This is a genomic window from Mucilaginibacter auburnensis, from assembly GCF_002797815.1.
In the GTDB taxonomy this organism is placed as follows: domain Bacteria; phylum Bacteroidota; class Bacteroidia; order Sphingobacteriales; family Sphingobacteriaceae; genus Mucilaginibacter; species Mucilaginibacter auburnensis.
The window spans coordinates 978,311-994,884 of the sequence record NZ_PGFJ01000002.1 but is presented as its reverse complement, the minus strand read 5'-3'; the positions used below and the strand labels follow the sequence as shown (position 1 = coordinate 994,884).

The window sequence follows — 16,574 nt, the reverse complement described above, 5'->3', positions numbered from 1 at the left end:
TTAGCAGCGTTATTTTAGCGTACTCATGTCAATAACAAAGCGGTATTTTACATCGGCCGCTAAGGTACGTTCATAAGCCTCGTTGATCTGGTCAATGCTTATCACCTCAACGTCTGACGTAATATTGTGCTCAGCACAGTAGTCCAGCATTTCCTGGGTTTCTTTCAAGCCACCTACCAATGAGGCAACCAGGCTGCGGCGTTCCATTATCAGCGCAAATGCCGATACAGGCAGCGGCTTAGGCGGCGCGCCCACCAATATCATTACGCCATCAGTAGTTAACAGATTGAGGTACTCGTTATAATCGTGCTCGGCAGATACGGTGTCAATAATGAAGTCAAAGGTGCGGGCTACGCTTTTCATTTGCTCTTTATCAGTGGTCAACACAAAGTTTTTGGCGCCTAATTCGGCTGCATCATTGCGTTTACTTTCTGATCGACTTAGCATGGTAACTTCGGCGCCAAAAGAAGCGGCAATTTTAACTGCCATGTGGCCAAGGCCACCTAAACCTACCACGCCTACTTTATGGCCGGCTTTAACGCCCCAATGGCGCATGGGCGAATAAGTGGTAATGCCTGCGCATAGCAATGGCGCTACGTTAGCCAATGGTAATTTATCTGAAACAGACAATACAAAGTGTTCCTTCACCACAATATGGCTGCTATAACCGCCTTTTGTTATGGTTTTTTTGTCCTGACTTAAGGCGTTATAGGTTTGCGTGTTGCCGTTTTCGCAGTATTGTTCCAAATCTTTTTCGCAGTTAGCGCAATGCATGCACGAGTCAACAAAGCAGCCAACGCCTACCGTTTGGCCAACCTTGAAGCGGCTTACATCATTACCAACGCGTGTTACCGTCCCCACAATTTCATGCCCCGGAACGGCAGGGTACACCGTGCCGCCCCATTCGTTACGGGCGGTGTGAATATCTGAATGGCAAACGCCGCAATACAATATCTTTATTTCCACATCATCGGCTCCGGGTTCGCGGCGCTCAAAAGTATATGGGGCAAGGGGTTGGTCGGCGGCCGGGGCCGCGTAAGCTTTTACAAGTGTCATAGTTAGTCTGTTTTTTACAAAAGTGGCGAACACACGCCATAAACAAGCCCGGCCGTAGTTATAATTATTTAGTTAGCGAACCGGTAAGGTGGCAATGGGTTTGCCTAATTTTTGAGGTAGCCTAAAAATTGCTTTCCTATTTTTATCAGTAACTGCCTGTCTTCCTTAGCTTCATCAAAACTTTCTTTTAAAAGCTGGCTCACGGCTTGGTTATCTAACTCATTAGCGGTTACTCGTAGCATTTGGAAAGAGGTAGCCTCAATGCTTTCAATGTTTTGAAGGTAAAACACCAGCGACAGATCGCTCAGCGGCTTCTCGCCATTGTTGGCATCTATACCATCAAACATTTCCTGCAACAGGGTGGTCATGCCTATACAGCCTACATCACTTTGTTGTATGTTAAGCAGGTTGTATATGTCGTTCATCCTGTCAACCTGCTTGCGCACATCGTCATGCAATTCTAAAATAGCCAGTTTCAGATCTTTAAATTGTGCCGCTGCGGCAAAAGTGGGTAAACTGGCTAAAAGGTGTTGTTTACCACAGTGAATGCGGTTAAGGTGGCCCGAAAAAAACTCAAGCAGCGTGTTTTTTGATAACTTACTCATGAATGCAAATGTTGCAGTACAACAGCAGCTGTTGTATTTTGTTTAAGCACAATATTTGCAGGCTAAGTTGAAGTTATCAGCTAATGAAAAAGCCCCTTTCGGGGCTACAAATCAGTAACTGTTTATGTTGGCGTCTATCCAGGCTACACGTTGTGTCATAAAATTTTTAAAGTAGGCAACTTCTTTATCATAGCTGCCTAACCAAACCACGTTAGGCCAAACATATTGGTCAAGCGTGGGCCAGCGTTTGTAGTTTTGAGCGGCAGATAATTGGAGCTGCTTGCCGTAGTAATCAATATCATCAAACATTTGCTTGATCTCTTTTTGTCTGGCGTTGGTCCACATGGCTCTAAATTTAAAGTTCCATGCCGGGTCTTTGGCTAACTGTAGCATCCAGGTGCCGTTGCGGGTATACCATCCATCAAAATCTTTAGCAACAGAATAATCACAATTACCACCGCTCAGGTCAAAATCCCATACCGGGCCCATGCCAATTTTGCTGTTGGCATTTTTATAGTAATAAATACTGCTGTAATCCCATGAATCCTGATTTTTAATAGTTTCGTTAACAAAGTACCAGCGCATAAACGATTCCGCATCAATATATTTAGCATAACCTTTGTCCGCATCTGTCCAATCAGCAGAGAATAACGCTGCTTCTGTTTGAGTTACATAATCTTTTAAGTAAGCAAGTTGAGCCGGGGTAGGAGCGTCAGGGTCCTTGAAGGTCAATGGTGTATTCTTCAATGGGGTACGGAACCAGGCATCGGCATCTAATTTAGCATCCAGTTCAAATAAATAACCACCTGTAATATTTGAGGCGCTCAAAGGGGTAAGATTAACCCTGTTTTCGTTTATCTCAACCTGGCTGGTAAGCAAATAGTTGCCAATAAAATCGCCGTTCAAAACCACTTCAACAAAACGGCTTTGCGGCGCATAGTCAGATTTTACGCGCCTGGCCAGTTCAAATGCTATTTTGGTACGCATCAAAGTTTTGTCGCTGTAGTTGGCTAATAACACCCAATTTTTTGCCGTTGGCATACCTAATAAAGGCGCCTTGCTATTGAATTTTAAACGATAGGGTTTCTTTAAAAAATCTGTACGGTACCATGTGGAGTTACCTCTGCCTTTCATTTGCAGGGCTATGCCTTTAGCAGGCTGGTCGTACTCGGCATTAGCGTCAACATTTAAAACACCGTTTACATAGGCGTCTTTTGATACAACAGGTGCGTCGGTAGTAATGTAAAGTATGGGTAGGCCGGTAAATGCCTTGATCTTCACCTTGTAAGTTTGGGTTAAACCACTTGCTGAAGTAAGCTTATAGGTAACAGGTTGCGAAAAATCAGGCGATGTATTGCCGCTAACCTGTAAAGTATCATTCGCTTTTACGATGGTGCCGCTTTTCTTGGTTTCGAAGGTTATTACCCACTTTTTGTTGCGGGTCAGTTGCGGTACAACAGCAATTATAGAGTCGCCTGTTATGGTGCAGTTTACATCGGCAGTAATTTTGCCGCTGTTGTTTTTGGCTTCAATTTTGAAAGAGGTAAGGCCGGCGCTATCAACAGTTGGGAGGGTATTATCGCCACCGTAGTTGGTTTTTTTGCAAGCCCACAACCCTGTAGCTATTACAAAAAGCAGTAATAACGTTCTTCTCATCATCATTATCAATAGTTGCAAATATAACTTTTTATTAAGAGCTATTTAGAAAAGATAGTCAAATTCCTCAATAAATCACTGTTGTTAAGATGTGTGCAAAAAAGCTTTATATTATATTTGATTTTTGCAACGGTATGGAACTAACATCAATTGAAGACTTTTACCGCGAAACAGCCGGCATTTTACCTGAAGGTATTAACAAAGAAATAGGGCATTTCAATGTTTTTAAAATAGCAGATGTGATGGCCGCCCAAAAGAAAAAGCCGGGTGCCATGCCCTATAACCGCCGTGCCTATTATAAAATAAGCCTGGTAAGAGGTCGAAACAAAGCCGAATATGCCGATAAGGTAATCAATATTGAAAAGAATGCCCTGCTATTTGCCACGCCACGTATACCTTACCACTGGCTCCCGCAGGATGAGCAGCAAGACGGATACTTTTGCATTTTTACCGACGAATTTTTGATACAACCCAAAAGCGGAGTGGTGTTAGATGAACTGCCAATTTTCAAGCCGGGAGGCTATCCTGTTTTTCAGATGGGCGATGAGGAAGCAGAGGAGATATCCTTTATTTTCAGGAAGATGTATAAGGAAATAGCATCAGACTATGTTTATAAGTATGATCTGCTGCGCAATTATGTTTTAGAGCTTATTCACTACGGGCAAAAACTACAGCCTGTTGAAGTACTTTCTCCTTCCCGTAATGCTGCAACCCGGGTGTCATCATTATTTATAGAGTTGCTGGAGCGGCAGTTCCCTATTGAATCGCCACGGCAACGGCTTAACCTGCGCACCGCTAAAGATTATGCCGACAGGCTGGCCGTACATGTTAACCATTTAAATAAGGTTTTGAAAGAGCGTACAGGCAAAACTACTACCGCCATTATAACCGCCCGCATTATGCAGGAAGCCAAAATACTGCTTAAGTTGACCGACTGGAGTATATCAGAAATAGCCTATAGTTTAGGATTTGAAGAAGTGGCGCATTTTTCTAACTTTTTCAGGAAACAGGCAAACGTAGCTCCACAGGCTTTCAGGGTTTAGGCCATGTTTGATTTTCGCAAATTTTGATTGGTTTTTTGCAAACACCCGCGGCAATTACCTGGTTACCTTTACAGTATTAAATCTAACAACAAACAATGAGTGTAAATAAAATAGCCCTGGTAACCGGCGGTAGCCGCGGTTTGGGTAAAAACATGGCCCTTAGCCTGGCCAAAAAAGGCATTAACGTAGTACTTACTTACAACAGCAAAAAGGAAGATGCTTTAGCTGTAGCACAAGAAATTACTGCCTTGGGGCAACAAGCAGCCATACTCCAATTAAATACCGGCGATATTGCATCATTTGATGCATTTGTTGAGCAATTTAAACAAACCCTTACAAATGATTTTGGTACAGATAAGTTTGATTTCCTGATCAACAATGCCGGTGTTGGCATACACCAGGCCTTTGCCGAGTTTAGCGAAGAGAATTTTGATACGCTGATGAATATTCACTTTAAAGGGGTATTCTTCTTAACGCAAAAGCTACTGCCTATATTAAATGATGGAGGACGTATTGTTAACCTTTCAAGCGGATTGGCACGCTTTAGTATGGCGGGTTATTCTGCATACGGTGCATTAAAAGCAGGCATTGAAACCCTTAGCCGTTATATGGCAGTTGAGTTAGGCGCGCGCGGCATTGCTGTTAATGTGGTTGCTCCGGGTGCTATTGAAACCGACTTTGGTGGCGGTATGGTGCGAGACAATGCCGAGTTAAACAAACGTGTAGCAAGTATTACCGCTTTAGGCCGCGCAGGTGTGCCCGATGATATTGGTGGTGTAGTAGCCTTTTTATGCAGCGAAGAAGGTCGTTGGTTAAACGGTCAGCGCATAGAGGTGTCCGGTGGTATGAATTTATAATAAATATCGCCAAAACAAACAGCCCCGCAAAGTCGGGGCTGTTTGTTTTAATTAGGGTCAGTAATTAAAACTGTACCTGTGTTTTTATCGTCATTGATCTTAAACCAAGTGGTTGTATGACGGTTGTGCTTATAACATGGTTACAGCAATTACTTCTTTTTTATTGTAGTTATTACTACGGCACCATTTTTAGCCTTTTCGCCATAATATTTTACAGCGGTTTTTGCAGGTAGCGAAATGGTTTCTTCAATGTCCATTACCGATACTTTTTTTAACTCTGTTTCTGTCGCTACTTTCCCGTCAATGACGATCAGTTTGCCTTTAAAGTTGGTTGGGCTGCCTGCAGATGACGCTTCAGCACCAAATGCTGAAGATAACCTGGTGCCATAGCCTTTAACTATAATTTCGTCGTTGGCGTTGGAAAGATTGCCCAATCTTTTTAAGTTAGTAGTTCTTTCTAATGAATCTTTATCTCTGGCAACCCAAAAGCCATTCACTTTTACTGCGCTGTCTATCGTCTTATAAGTGCCTGCAAGAAAATTTTGCCTTCTTGCAATAACGATGTCATTACCGTTCATTGAGAAGTTACGGGATCCGTCGAAAGTGTAAGTAGTAGTGTTTAATGGTTTGCCGTTAACAACAATCCCTGTCAGACTTTGCACGCCGGGTTGTGGCAAATCTTTTAAAAGTTTAGCCGCTTCTTCGGGAGTAGCTTTTTTGCCATTGATCATAATGGTTTTTATACTGTCTATATTAACACTATTAAACCTGTTTAACCCAGATAAGATAGTGGAAACACCTCTGCCAGAAATGAGTGTATTTTTGCCGGTGTCTGTTACAATGTTATAAGTGCGTGCATTGCCTTCAGTTGTAATATTTACAGTTCTGTTTCCTTTACCATCGTCATCAGTAACAACGGTGAAGGTTCTGGTTATCTTTTTAGGCTTAGGTGTTGTATCCGCAGGTAAGGTAATAGCATCGCTCAACTTGTCTAAAGTTGTTACAGTAGCGGCCTTTATGGTTTTTACAACAGCGTTGTTTTTAACTACTTCGGCTTTTGACAGGCTGAAAGCCAGCAGGCAAACCGTTACCATTGGCACCAAAACGGCATAGCGGGTAAGGTTAAGTTTTGAAGATCTTTGAGCATTCATCATTTTGATTCTCTTTTTTAAGGTTGAAAAATTAAAATTGCTGGTAAGCGCGGCAGGTGCATGCTGGTTAAAGCTTACGTTAAGCAGGCTGTATTGATAGGCTCTGCTATCAACGCCACGCTGTATTATTTTTCGATCAGTTATAAATTCAATGTTTTCGCGCACGGCCCGTTTCATCATCCATACACCGGGGTTGAACCAGTAGAAGATCACGCTGATCTCCGACAGTAAAATATCCAGCGTGTGCCATTCTTTTACGTGTACCTGTTCGTGCTCTATCACATTTTGCAGGTCATCAGGGCTTAGTTTATCGGGGTTAACAAAAATGCTTTGCCAGAACGAAAAGGGACTAATATCGCCACTCACCACACGAACTTTCTGGCCGTTGATCTCGCGCTCATCTGATCGGCGGTAAATAGCATATAATGAAAATAGCTGACTCATCAGGCGCATAGCCAGAATGATAGCTACGGTCCAGAACAAGGCTTCCAGCCAGTTCCAGTAGGCCGCCTGTTTAACAAAATTTTCGGCAGGTGCTTTCCATACTATCACTACGTTTTGAACCGGTTCAACTATCTGCTGGTGTTTTTGTGCAAACCCCGACAGGTCAATGAAAGGATACACGCTGGACAGGATGATAGCACTAACCAGGTATACCCTGTTTAGCGTGTAGAAAGTAAGCTTACGTAATACCAGGTAGTACCCTGCGCAAAACAGTATCAGCGCTATGTTTACTTTTAGCAGAAATGCAAATAAATCAGGCATAACAAGTTTGTTTTGAGGTTTTTGATAGTATTACTTAGCGTTTTTTGTGATTATGACTATAACGCCATTTTTGGCTTTGTCACCGTATAGCTTTGTGCCCGATTCTCCCTTTAGTACGGTTACACTTTGAATGTCATTCTGATCCATGTTCTGAAATTTTTCAAGGTCAGTTATTTGTGTTCCATTAATAACTATCAACGGTTCCTTTCCTTCAACAACACGCCTTCCAAAAAAAGTTGTAGAATCCCGGCGGATTTCAACATACCCCTTACTTTTTAGCTCGTTGCTGAGCTCCGAGTTGGGGTACTGCGGAATATCAGGCGCATCTTGAGTAATTACATGAATTAACCCTTTAATACTACTATTGGATTTAAAGCTAAGCCCAGTTATTTTATTAATATACCCATCAATATCAGACTTTATAACTGTTACTGACCTGATATTATTGGGGTTGATAGAATTGATATTGTTAGTTAGTTTATTATTAACAATGATCATAAGCGAATCATCGCCGGCAAGACCTCGTGCAACAATACTGTTGCTTGCAGCATTAGTAGTAGATAATAGCGGTTGCGGAGTTTGTTCAACAACCAATGTTTTTTCCCTTGGAGTTGTTTTATCCACGGTCGTTGCCGGTTTCTTTTTAACAGGTACTGTATCTGCGTTAAAGCTAACCGGGCCAATTTCTTCAACAGCTACAGCTATTTGTTTAAATACTTTATCAATTTTAAGTGTTTGAGCTTTGGCCAGGGTAAGTGTAAGCAGGCATACAATTACCACCGGTACCAATAGCGCGTAACGGGTAAGGTTTAGGTTAGAAGATCTTTCGGCATTCATCATTATAATTCTCTTTTTCAGGGTTGAAAAATTGAAGTTGCTGGTAATGGCAGGTGCCGGTTGGTTAAAGGTTACGTTAAGTAGGCTGTACTGATAAGCTTTACTATCGGTGCCTTTTTGTAATATTTTACGGTCGGTAATAAACTCTATGTTCTCTCGCACGGCTTTCTTCATCATCCACACACCCGGATTGAACCAGTAAAATATCAAGCTGATCTCTGACAGTAAAATATCTAACGTGTGCCATTCTTTTACGTGTATCTGCTCATGCTCCAGTATGTTTTTCACATCTGCATCACTCAAGTTTTCAGGATTAAGGTAAATGCTTTGCCAAAACGAGAACGGACTGATATCACCATTTACCACGCGCACTTTTTGTCCGTTTATTTCTGCGCTTTTTGAGCGGCTGTATATGCTGTATAACGACAGCATTTGCAACATCAATCGCCCGGCAAATAGGGCCGCGCCTATCCAGAAAGCAATTGTTAACCAGTTCCAGTAGCTGCTTTGTTGGGCAATGTGGTTAATAGGCGCCTCCCAGTAAATAACTATCTCCTGTACCGGCTCAACTATTTGCTGATGTTGTTGTGCAAAACCTGAGAGATCAATAAATGGGTAAATACTTGAGAGTAAAATGGCAGCAACCAAATACACCCTGTTTAGTGTGTAAAAGGTAAGCTTACGCAATACCATATAGTACCCTCCGCAAAACAGCACAAGGGCTATATTTATTTTTATGAGGATGGAAAATAATTCAGGCATGGTTATAATGGTTTATGATTTTTCAATCAGGTTGATTATTTCCTTTAGTTCATTCGCGCTTATCTTCTTCTCTTTGGCAAAAAACGTAACAAGGTCTTTATAGGAGTTTTCAAAATAGTTGCTTACAAAACCATTCATAAAACGCTTTTTGTATTCTTCCTCTTTTATTGCGGCTTTGTAGCAGTATGAATTACCCAATTTTTCGGCAGCTACAAAACCTTTACGTTCCAGGTTTTTTACTGTGGAAGCAAGGGTGGTATAAGGTGGTTTGGGTTCGGCAATTTTGTCTAAAAAATCTTTTATAAATCCGCTTTCACATTGCCATATGGCCTGCATTGCTTCCTCTTCCTGTTGTGTTAACTTCTCCATATTTTACGATTGTTTCGTAAATCTACGAACAATTCGTAATAATCCAAATCTTTTTACATTTTTTAACATTTGTAACTTTTTTAATAATTTTTTAATAACTGTTGTAACATTGAAAGTGGATAATTACTTTTAATGACTTAATTATGACAATATGCACCTTAACAAAAAGATCACAGTTATAAGCGCCCTACTGTTAGCAGTAGTTGTGTTAGCGTCTATGACTCTTCAACAACCTCAGCGTCCAGCTGATCCCCCGGTAACTAACTTGAAGGTGTTGCCAAAAAAACTAACATTCCGCCAGGTTGATCACATCATGGATGATTGGTCTGCATCCTTAGGCGTACGTTGTAACTTTTGCCACGTGCGCGACAATGCTGCGAATAAGTGGGATTACGCCAGCGATGCAAAACCTGAAAAAGAAATGGCCCGCCATATGTACAAAATGATGGTGAGCATCAACAAAAAATATTTTAAAGCCGGCGACAAAGATTCGTTGGGTATGGTTAAGTTAACCAGCGTTAATTGTAACACGTGCCATAATGGTAAAGCAAAACTGGAGTTAACAATACCAAAACGCCAGGGCTTTGGTCCGCCGCCGGGAGGCGCTCCTGGCGCACGTCCACAAGGTGCTCCCCCTGCAGGTGGCGCTCCGGCAGGCGCTCCGCCAGCTGGTGCTCCAAGACAAGGATAACACACTTACAAACAAAAAAAGCTCCGCGAAACCGCTGAGCTTTTTTTGTTTGTATATAATTCAGGTATAATTACATGTTGTTTTTAATAACCGCTATTCTGGTATCGTTATGCTGGCGATTTTTAGCTGTGTTATTTAAAGTATAACCGGTAACTACCATATAGCATTTTACAAATAACACAAATAAAATCAAAGCCAATACCACAAAGCTCTGCGTATCTGCCTTTGTTTTAAATGTTAAATTAGGTCTGTTCATCTTACCAAACATTCTTGCAAGTTGTAATTGTATACAACTAATACGAGTTAGTTGAAGCAATTGTTTTAATAAATTGGTTTTTTTTAGGCTTACTTTAGTAAGGAGATGTAATATCGTTTTTTTTAGGAGATATTTTAAAATAACTTTTTTGTTACATCAAAATTCACCTACAATACGTAGCGGTGTTTGTCCTCTGTATTCATGAGGGACAGCGTGAATCAAATAGGTAGGGGTGGATTGCTGAATCAGATTAGGCAACTAAACAGATACTATCACTAACAAGCCACAAGCTTTAACGAGCGATAATACAGAAAGGCGATTGCAAGTGTTAATAATATTGGTATAACAAAGCTTAATTTGGCAAACATTACCAGGGCAATAAAAGCTAAAGGCAGTATTAACACGCAGGCTGCAATAAAAGCAAAAACCGAAGATCCGCTATCTTCGCTGCCGGCTGTTAACTCATAAACTTTACTCAAAAAGTAAGTAAGCGGTATGGCATAACACATCAGCACAACAATCATTTTCAAAAAATCTGCACTTAAAAGCCATTTAGCATCAAATTTGTTTAATGTTGAGGTATACGCGGACAAGCAAGCCAATACCACCAATGGTAAAATTACACACAGAACAATATTGAAAATTTTGGTATTGATAAGGGAGAATGTGATACCTTGCATTTTGATGGATTTAGTACTACTAAGTTAGCACTATTTTCATAGGCGCAAATTTATTTTCTACATATTTACTTCATTAATAATTGTTTACACTAAATGTCTCAAACGCTCAGCACCGCTCAACGCGTCCGTTCAATAATAGGTGGGTCATTAGGTAACCTCGTGGAGTGGTATGATTGGTATGTGTATTCGGCCTTTGCCTTGTACTTTTCGGGCGCTTTTTTTCCTTCGGATGATAAAACAGCTGAGCTGTTAAAAAGTGCAGGTGTTTTTGCGCTCGGCTTTTTAATGCGCCCCATAGGCGGTTGGGTAATGGGCACTTACGCTGATAAAAAAGGACGAAAAGCGGCCTTAACAGCATCAGTTTTAATGATGAGCATTGGCTCACTTTTTATTGCGCTTATTCCGGCGTATGATACTATTGGCGTTGCCGCGCCGGTGTTGCTGGTATTGGCCCGCGTTATACAGGGCCTGAGTGTTGGGGGTGAGTACGGCACAAGCGCAACTTACCTCAGCGAAATGGCAACGCACAAGCGCCGGGGTTTTTATTCATCGTTTCAGTATGTAACACTTATTATGGGGCAGTTGCTGGCGCTTGGTATATTGGTATTACTACAACGTACGTTTTTAACCGAACAACAATTGTACAGCTGGGGTTGGCGCATACCGTTTGCCATTGGTGCGGTGCTGGCCATCAGCGTAATGTATTTACGCCGCAGTTTGCAGGAGTCGGTCCAAATACCGGCTGATGAACAAGACAAGGCAAAGCGTGGTACTTTAAAAGCATTGGCGGCACACCCAAAAGCAGTTTTGACTGTTATTGGTTTAACCATGGGCGGCACCCTGGCTTTCTATACTTTCACTACTTACATGCAAAAGTTCCTGGTTATCAGTTCGGGCTTTAGCAATGGCGATGCAACACTTATATCTACGCTTACGCTGGCTATTTTTATGTTGCTGCAGCCGCTGTTTGGTTTACTGTCTGATAAGGTAGGGCGCAAGCCTTTATTAATTGGCTTTGGCATATTTGGCGCATTGGCAACAGTGCCTATATTGACAGCACTTAGCCACACTAATAACTTTTGGGAGGCATTCGCGCTCATTATGGCGGCCTTAATCATTGTTAGCGGTTATACCTCTATTAACGCAGTGGTAAAAGCTGAACTTTTTCCGGCCAACATACGTGCATTGGGTGTAGGCTTTCCATATGGCATAGCAGTTTCTATATTTGGCGGTACGGCCGAGCAGGTAGCCTTATCTTTTAAAAAGGGCGGTCACGAACAATTGTTTTACTGGTATGTAACCGGCTGTATTCTGGTGTCGCTGGTTATTTATGCATTAATGAAGGATACGAAGAAGTATTCGAAGATAGAGTAAGCACTAAGCCTTAATTATTGTCTGGTAGCCTCTTTAGATATGTTTTTGATAATGCTATCTAATTCTTCGGAGGACTGTTTGAGCATTTGGCAGAGTTGAGTAACGGCGTTGTCATTTGTATGCTCGCTAATTAAATCTGAAAGGCCTATAATGTTTGCCAGCGGCTTACGTACCATATGCGATTGTATGAAGCCTATAGTGTCAAGTTGAGTATGTGCCGAATCTAATTGGTTCTGCGTTGAAACAAATTCTGAAATATTGTAACCAATACAAAATATGCCGGCAGGTTGTCCATTGTCATCAAAATAGGCTTGCATTTCCCATTGGGTGGTAACAAATCCTCCTTTTCCGTCATGTTTGCGTAAGGTAGCAGGTATAAGTTTGCCGGGTTCAGAGAAACATTTAGCTCCCAGGGTTTCACATATCGCCACATCTTCAGGATGAAGCGTAACGCTGAAATGTTTACCGAGTAATGTACCATGATTGAGTTTGAAGTTGTTGTCGTAATTTTTGCTTACGTAACAATACATGCTATCAATACCTATACTAATGGTATAAAAAAATGAAGAGTCGTTTAAAAGTTGATTGATTTGCCGATAATTCTCCATCCTATAAATATAAATTAAACCAATTCGGTGTAATTAAGTTTTACATGATATGAAACCTGAGTAGCGGCCTGTTAAAAAGGAGTGCACTTCGCTACACCAAGCCCGAAATAATATTAATACTCAACGCAACAATAGCCGTATTAAACGCAAAGGAAATTAACGCGTGTATAAGAGCCAGTCGCCTGATGCGGCGGGAGGATATTTCCACATCTGATACCTGAAAGGTCATGCCGATAACAAAGGAGAAGTATACAAAGTCAAGATAATCGGGCTCTTTCAAATCGCCGGGAAACTCTAAACCACCGGCAGGTTTTTTGGTACGCTCGGGCTCGTAATATAAATGAGCGTAGCGCAAAGTGAACAAGGTATGCACCAGCCACCATGATACCAATACCGAAGCCATAGCCAAAACCACCGGAAAGGCAACGCCACTACCCGTATGGCCCTTAGCCGATAGCAAAAGAAAAACGATAGCGGCCAAACTCATTACCGCTGAAACAATAGTAAACAGAAAAAGAAAGGAGCGACTGGAATCCTGCAGTTTGGCAATTCTGCGCACTTCCATAGGGTGCGAGGTGAAAATGATGATCCAGTCTAAAATAATCACCATAAAAGCGAAGCAGATCCAGGCCATCAGGATGCCTTCTGGTAAGGTTTCGTCCGAATGAACTAAAAAGAAGCCGCCTGCCGACGCCACCAACGCTATCAAAAAGCGGTAATGAGCATCCACCTTGAAAAATATTTGACGATCTGATTCTTTATGGTTCATAGTTTGTTGATCATAGTTTCATGATATTTGTTCAGTCGTTTAGTGCTATGAACCATCAACCATCACCTATTAACTAAAGGTACTACTCTTCCTCAACAATAAAAGCCACACGGCCAACTTGTCCGTCTTCCAAACGCACTTTAATGCCACGCGAATGATAGGCTGCGCTGGTAAGTAGTTTGTCTACAATGCCACGCGTTAACGTGCCGCTGCGCTGGTCCTTTTTCAGGATGATATCTACCTCCAGACCCGGGTATATGTCGCTTCTGTTTTGTCCGTTCATAATTTAGTTGATTAGTTAATCAGTGATCAGAGATTAGTGAATATTGGTCTAATCACCAGTCTCTAACCTTACTTTACTAACCGCGCTACCGCCCAGGTTACTTTATCAAAATTAAAGCTGTTAACCAGTGTTTCCATAGCGGCAATAATGCGCTCATTGTTCAAATTGCCAATGCTGCCTTCGTGGGTATGTATTACTGTTTTAGACGGATTGAACTCGCCTTGTTCAATGGCCATACCTATCTTTTTATATGCATCGCGGAAAGGTGTGCCGTTCAGTACCATGCGGTTAACCTCTTCCACGCTGAAAAGGTACGCGTATTTAGGGTCGTTTAATATGTCAGTATTTACCGTAATGTTTTGCAGCATAAAGGTGGCCATTTGCAGGCAGCTTTTTAACTCAGCAAAAGCAGGGAAAAGTAATTCTTTTAACAATTGCAACTCACGGTGATAGCCCGATGGCAGGTTGGTGGTCATCATGGCAACATCATTAGGCAAAGCTTGCAAACGGTTACACTTGCCGCGCATAATTTCCCAAACATCAGGGTTCTTTTTATGTGGCATAATGCTGCTGCCCGTGGTCAATGTATCCGGGTAGCTTACAAATGCAAAATTCTGACTCAGGTATAAAGTCTGGTCCATGGCCATTTTAGCCAAAGTGGCGGCGATGGATGATATGGCTTGTGCAATAATACGTTCAGTTTTGCCGCGACCCATTTGCGCGTAAACTACGTTGTAGTTCAGGCTGTCAAAACCAAGTAACTCGGTGGTCATGGTCCTGTTCAGCGGGAACGATGAGCCATAACCAGCAGCAGAACCCAAGGGGTTTTTGTTAGTTATTTTATAAGCGGCCAATACCATTTCCAGATCATCAGTAAGGCTCTCGGCATAAGCGCCAAACCATAAACCAAATGACGATGGCATAGCCACTTGCAGGTGCGTATAACCCGGTAATAAAACATTTTTATGTTTTTCGCTCAGCGAGATGAGTTCTCTGAAAAGATTGTCGGTTTCTGCAACTACCTGTTGCAGTTCATGTCTGAAAAATAGTTTCAGATCAACCAAAACCTGGTCGTTACGTGAACGGCCGCTGTGAATTTTCTTTCCGGCTTCGCCAATACGTTGGGTAAGCAGCATCTCCACCTGCGAATGCACATCCTCCACACCCGGCTCAATGGTAAAGTTGCCTTTTTCTATATCGGCATAAATGTTTTTAAGTTCGCGCTGAACCAGTTCAAGGTCTTCGCCACTCATCAGGCCAATGCTCTTCAACATTTTGGTATGCGCCAATGAGCCCAATACGTCAAACGCAGCCATTTGCGCGTCAAACTCGGTATCGCGCCCAACGGTAAAGTTTTCTACCAACGAATTAACATCAATATCTTTTTGCCACAGCTTAGTCATGCTGCAAATATGTGAAATATTTTGATGATGGAACGGACGGATTAGCAACGGAACGGCAGAATACCGTTGAGTTATTTTGAAAGATTTTTTAAGAGTTCTTTGGCAGGAACGGTAGCCGCTGAACCATCTTTAAAACCAATAACAAGGCTTTCGTTGTTTACTGCAGCCTTTTCTGTCATTGGTTGAAGACCGACGTCTAAAGCGGCGACAAGTTTCTTTGCGAAATCTTTATCTGTAGGTTTAAGATGTTAAGTTGCCATAATAGTGCCTATCATTAACTTAACAAGTCCTAAAATAGTTTTAATCTTAAAAATCTTAGTTCAGACAATCACACAATTTTCTCCAACATCGCCACATACAACTCAATCCCGTCCTTTATTTCCTCCACATAAATAAACTCGTCGGCCATATGCGAACGGGCCGAATCGCCGGGGCCAATTTTTAATGTTTCAATATCCAGCAAAGCCTGGTCTGATGTGGTGGGTGATCCGTATGTGGTTCTGCCCAAACTGATACCAGCTTGCACAATAGGGTGTTTCCTGTTGATAGATGATGGTTTTAAACGGGTAGACCGTGCCTTAACATCACATTTTACATGCTGCCTTATTATGTCAAGCACTTCCTCATTACGGTAAGCATCAGTAACCCTTATATCCACCACAAAGTTGCAGCTTGCCGGAACAACGTTGTGCTGTGAGCCTGCATTAATAACTGTTACCGACATTTTAATAGGCCCAAACACATCCGACTCTTTTGGAAAACGGAAGGTGCGGAACCATTCAATATCTTTCATGGCGTTGTAGATGGCATTCTCGCCTTCCTCACGTGCAGCATGGCCGGCTTTGCCATGGGCAACGCAATCCAATACCATTAAGCCACGCTCGGCAACGGCTAACTGCATTAAGGTAGGTTCGCCTACTATGCCAAATTCCAGTTGACCAAGATCAGGCACAACCAGCTCAATGCCGTTTAATCCCGAAATTTCTTCTTCGGCAGTTGCTGCCAGGCAGAAATTATATTTCAGATCTTCACGATCATAGAAATACAAAAAAGTAGCTATTAACGATACCAGGCACCCTCCGGCATCATTGCTACCCAAGCCGAACAGCTTGCCGTCTTCAATCCTGGCATCGAATGGATCACGGGTATAACCGGTGTTGGGTTTAACCGTATCATGGTGCGAGTTAAGTAATATGGTTGGCTTTGCTTCATCAAAATGTTTGTTACGCGCCCAAACATTGTTTATTTTACGGTGAGTAGTAACGCCTTTGCTCTTTAAAAAGCCTTCAATAATATCGGCAGTAACATTTTCTTCCTTGCTTAAAGATGGGGTGGCTATTAGTTTTTGAAGAAGTGCTACCGCTTCACGATAGAGGGTGTTAATGTCTTTCATAAAATATAAATGCAAG

Annotated in this window: 17 protein-coding genes; 4 read left to right on the top strand and 13 right to left on the bottom strand. The window is 42.0% G+C overall.

Translation table 11 applies throughout. The annotated features are described in order from the left end of the window. Positions 1-9: 9 nt before the first annotated feature. The 3 genes from CLV57_RS15105 to CLV57_RS15095 all read right to left on the bottom strand — a co-directional run bounded on the left by CLV57_RS15105 (position 10) and on the right by CLV57_RS15095 (position 3,317). A complete protein-coding gene (locus CLV57_RS15105) occupies positions 10-1,056 on the bottom strand; it encodes an NAD(P)-dependent alcohol dehydrogenase (protein ID WP_100342217.1) in 1,047 nt (348 codons plus the stop codon). 104 nt (positions 1,057-1,160) lie between these two features. Continuing rightward, positions 1,161-1,661: a DUF892 family protein gene (locus tag CLV57_RS15100; RefSeq protein ID WP_100342216.1), complete on the bottom strand. Its 501-nt coding sequence runs from the start codon at positions 1,659-1,661 to the stop codon at positions 1,161-1,163. 111 nt (positions 1,662-1,772) lie between these two features. Next, entirely contained in the window at positions 1,773-3,317 is a 1,545-nt protein-coding gene (locus CLV57_RS15095) for a CotH kinase family protein (RefSeq protein WP_169927091.1), read from the bottom strand. Positions 3,318-3,451: 134 nt separating this feature from the next. Between CLV57_RS15095 and CLV57_RS15090 the strand changes: the two genes are divergently transcribed. After that, positions 3,452-4,360, top strand: coding sequence for a helix-turn-helix domain-containing protein (locus CLV57_RS15090; protein WP_100342214.1), 909 nt, complete (start codon positions 3,452-3,454; stop codon positions 4,358-4,360). A gap of 95 nt (positions 4,361-4,455) precedes the next feature. Beyond that, complete coding sequence (locus CLV57_RS15085) at positions 4,456-5,217, top strand: SDR family NAD(P)-dependent oxidoreductase (protein ID WP_100342213.1); 762 nt, start codon at positions 4,456-4,458, stop codon at positions 5,215-5,217. Positions 5,218-5,366: 149 nt separating this feature from the next. Here CLV57_RS15085 and CLV57_RS15080 read toward each other — a convergent pair whose 3' ends face one another. From CLV57_RS15080 to CLV57_RS15070, 3 genes are read right to left on the bottom strand one after another with little or no spacing between them, the layout of a single operon-like run. Then, positions 5,367-7,133, bottom strand: coding sequence for a M56 family metallopeptidase (locus CLV57_RS15080; protein WP_100342212.1), 1,767 nt, complete (start codon positions 7,131-7,133; stop codon positions 5,367-5,369). 30 nt (positions 7,134-7,163) lie between these two features. Continuing rightward, positions 7,164-8,732, bottom strand: a complete 1,569-nt coding sequence (locus tag CLV57_RS15075; protein ID WP_100342211.1) for a M56 family metallopeptidase — start codon at positions 8,730-8,732, stop codon at positions 7,164-7,166. Positions 8,733-8,744: 12 nt separating this feature from the next. After that, positions 8,745-9,101 (bottom strand): BlaI/MecI/CopY family transcriptional regulator, encoded by a 357-nt coding sequence (locus tag CLV57_RS15070; protein ID WP_100342210.1) that lies wholly within the window; start codon positions 9,099-9,101, stop codon positions 8,745-8,747. Positions 9,102-9,318: 217 nt separating this feature from the next. Between CLV57_RS15070 and CLV57_RS15065 the strand changes: the two genes are divergently transcribed. Beyond that, positions 9,319-9,792, top strand: a complete 474-nt coding sequence (locus CLV57_RS15065) for a c-type cytochrome (protein WP_169927090.1) — start codon at positions 9,319-9,321, stop codon at positions 9,790-9,792. A gap of 70 nt (positions 9,793-9,862) precedes the next feature. Here the strand turns inward: CLV57_RS15065 and CLV57_RS15060 are convergent, their stop codons facing one another. Together CLV57_RS15060 and CLV57_RS15055 are read right to left on the bottom strand one after the other, a co-directional pair. Further along, on the bottom strand, positions 9,863-10,048 hold the full coding sequence (locus CLV57_RS15060) for a hypothetical protein (protein WP_100342208.1): 186 nt from the start codon (positions 10,046-10,048) through the stop codon (positions 9,863-9,865). A 275-nt stretch (positions 10,049-10,323) separates the two neighbouring features. After that, positions 10,324-10,728 carry a hypothetical protein gene (locus CLV57_RS15055; protein WP_100342207.1) on the bottom strand — a complete coding sequence of 135 codons (405 nt, stop codon included), beginning with the start codon at positions 10,726-10,728 and terminating at the stop codon, positions 10,324-10,326. Positions 10,729-10,821: 93 nt separating this feature from the next. On the opposite strand from CLV57_RS15055, the gene CLV57_RS15050 reads away from it, so the two are divergent. Next, positions 10,822-12,102 (top strand): MFS transporter, encoded by a 1,281-nt coding sequence (locus CLV57_RS15050; RefSeq protein WP_100342206.1) that lies wholly within the window; start codon positions 10,822-10,824, stop codon positions 12,100-12,102. Between the two features lie 14 nt (positions 12,103-12,116). Here CLV57_RS15050 and CLV57_RS15045 read toward each other — a convergent pair whose 3' ends face one another. The 5 genes from CLV57_RS15045 to CLV57_RS15025 all read right to left on the bottom strand — a co-directional run bounded on the left by CLV57_RS15045 (position 12,117) and on the right by CLV57_RS15025 (position 16,558). Further along, positions 12,117-12,710: a hypothetical protein gene (locus tag CLV57_RS15045; RefSeq protein ID WP_100342205.1), complete on the bottom strand. Its 594-nt coding sequence runs from the start codon at positions 12,708-12,710 to the stop codon at positions 12,117-12,119. Between the two features lie 91 nt (positions 12,711-12,801). Continuing rightward, on the bottom strand, positions 12,802-13,479 hold the full coding sequence (locus tag CLV57_RS15040; RefSeq protein WP_100342204.1) for a DUF1345 domain-containing protein: 678 nt from the start codon (positions 13,477-13,479) through the stop codon (positions 12,802-12,804). Positions 13,480-13,561: 82 nt separating this feature from the next. Further along, positions 13,562-13,762: a YwbE family protein gene (locus CLV57_RS15035; RefSeq protein WP_100342203.1), complete on the bottom strand. Its 201-nt coding sequence runs from the start codon at positions 13,760-13,762 to the stop codon at positions 13,562-13,564. Between the two features lie 68 nt (positions 13,763-13,830). Further along, positions 13,831-15,165 (bottom strand): argininosuccinate lyase, encoded by a 1,335-nt coding sequence (gene argH, locus CLV57_RS15030; protein ID WP_100342202.1) that lies wholly within the window; start codon positions 15,163-15,165, stop codon positions 13,831-13,833. 328 nt (positions 15,166-15,493) lie between these two features. Beyond that, entirely contained in the window at positions 15,494-16,558 is a 1,065-nt protein-coding gene (locus CLV57_RS15025) for a M20 family metallo-hydrolase (protein ID WP_100342201.1), read from the bottom strand. Between the last annotated feature and the right edge of the window lie 16 nt (positions 16,559-16,574).

What these genes read in the sequence shown, in the direction of transcription:
- CLV57_RS15105 (WP_100342217.1), bottom strand. Translation starts at nt 1,056, where the DNA reads ATGACACTTGTAAAAGCTTACGCGGCCCCGGCCGCCGACCAACCCCTT.
- CLV57_RS15070 (WP_100342210.1), bottom strand. Translation starts at nt 9,101, where the DNA reads ATGGAGAAGTTAACACAACAGGAAGAGGAAGCAATGCAGGCCATATGG.
- CLV57_RS15100 (WP_100342216.1), bottom strand. Translation starts at nt 1,661, where the DNA reads ATGAGTAAGTTATCAAAAAACACGCTGCTTGAGTTTTTTTCGGGCCAC.
- CLV57_RS15025 (WP_100342201.1), bottom strand. Translation starts at nt 16,558, where the DNA reads ATGAAAGACATTAACACCCTCTATCGTGAAGCGGTAGCACTTCTTCAA.
- CLV57_RS15095 (WP_169927091.1), bottom strand. Translation starts at nt 3,317, where the DNA reads ATGAGAAGAACGTTATTACTGCTTTTTGTAATAGCTACAGGGTTGTGG.
- CLV57_RS15045 (WP_100342205.1), bottom strand. Translation starts at nt 12,710, where the DNA reads ATGGAGAATTATCGGCAAATCAATCAACTTTTAAACGACTCTTCATTT.
- CLV57_RS15075 (WP_100342211.1), bottom strand. Translation starts at nt 8,732, where the DNA reads ATGCCTGAATTATTTTCCATCCTCATAAAAATAAATATAGCCCTTGTG.
- CLV57_RS15055 (WP_100342207.1), bottom strand. Translation starts at nt 10,728, where the DNA reads ATGCAAGGTATCACATTCTCCCTTATCAATACCAAAATTTTCAATATT.
- CLV57_RS15040 (WP_100342204.1), bottom strand. Translation starts at nt 13,479, where the DNA reads ATGAACCATAAAGAATCAGATCGTCAAATATTTTTCAAGGTGGATGCT.
- CLV57_RS15090 (WP_100342214.1), top strand. Translation starts at nt 3,452, where the DNA reads ATGGAACTAACATCAATTGAAGACTTTTACCGCGAAACAGCCGGCATT.
- CLV57_RS15035 (WP_100342203.1), bottom strand. Translation starts at nt 13,762, where the DNA reads ATGAACGGACAAAACAGAAGCGACATATACCCGGGTCTGGAGGTAGAT.
- CLV57_RS15080 (WP_100342212.1), bottom strand. Translation starts at nt 7,133, where the DNA reads ATGCCTGATTTATTTGCATTTCTGCTAAAAGTAAACATAGCGCTGATA.
- CLV57_RS15060 (WP_100342208.1), bottom strand. Translation starts at nt 10,048, where the DNA reads ATGAACAGACCTAATTTAACATTTAAAACAAAGGCAGATACGCAGAGC.
- CLV57_RS15050 (WP_100342206.1), top strand. Translation starts at nt 10,822, where the DNA reads ATGTCTCAAACGCTCAGCACCGCTCAACGCGTCCGTTCAATAATAGGT.
- argH (WP_100342202.1), bottom strand. Translation starts at nt 15,165, where the DNA reads ATGACTAAGCTGTGGCAAAAAGATATTGATGTTAATTCGTTGGTAGAA.
- CLV57_RS15085 (WP_100342213.1), top strand. Translation starts at nt 4,456, where the DNA reads ATGAGTGTAAATAAAATAGCCCTGGTAACCGGCGGTAGCCGCGGTTTG.
- CLV57_RS15065 (WP_169927090.1), top strand. Translation starts at nt 9,319, where the DNA reads ATGACTCTTCAACAACCTCAGCGTCCAGCTGATCCCCCGGTAACTAAC.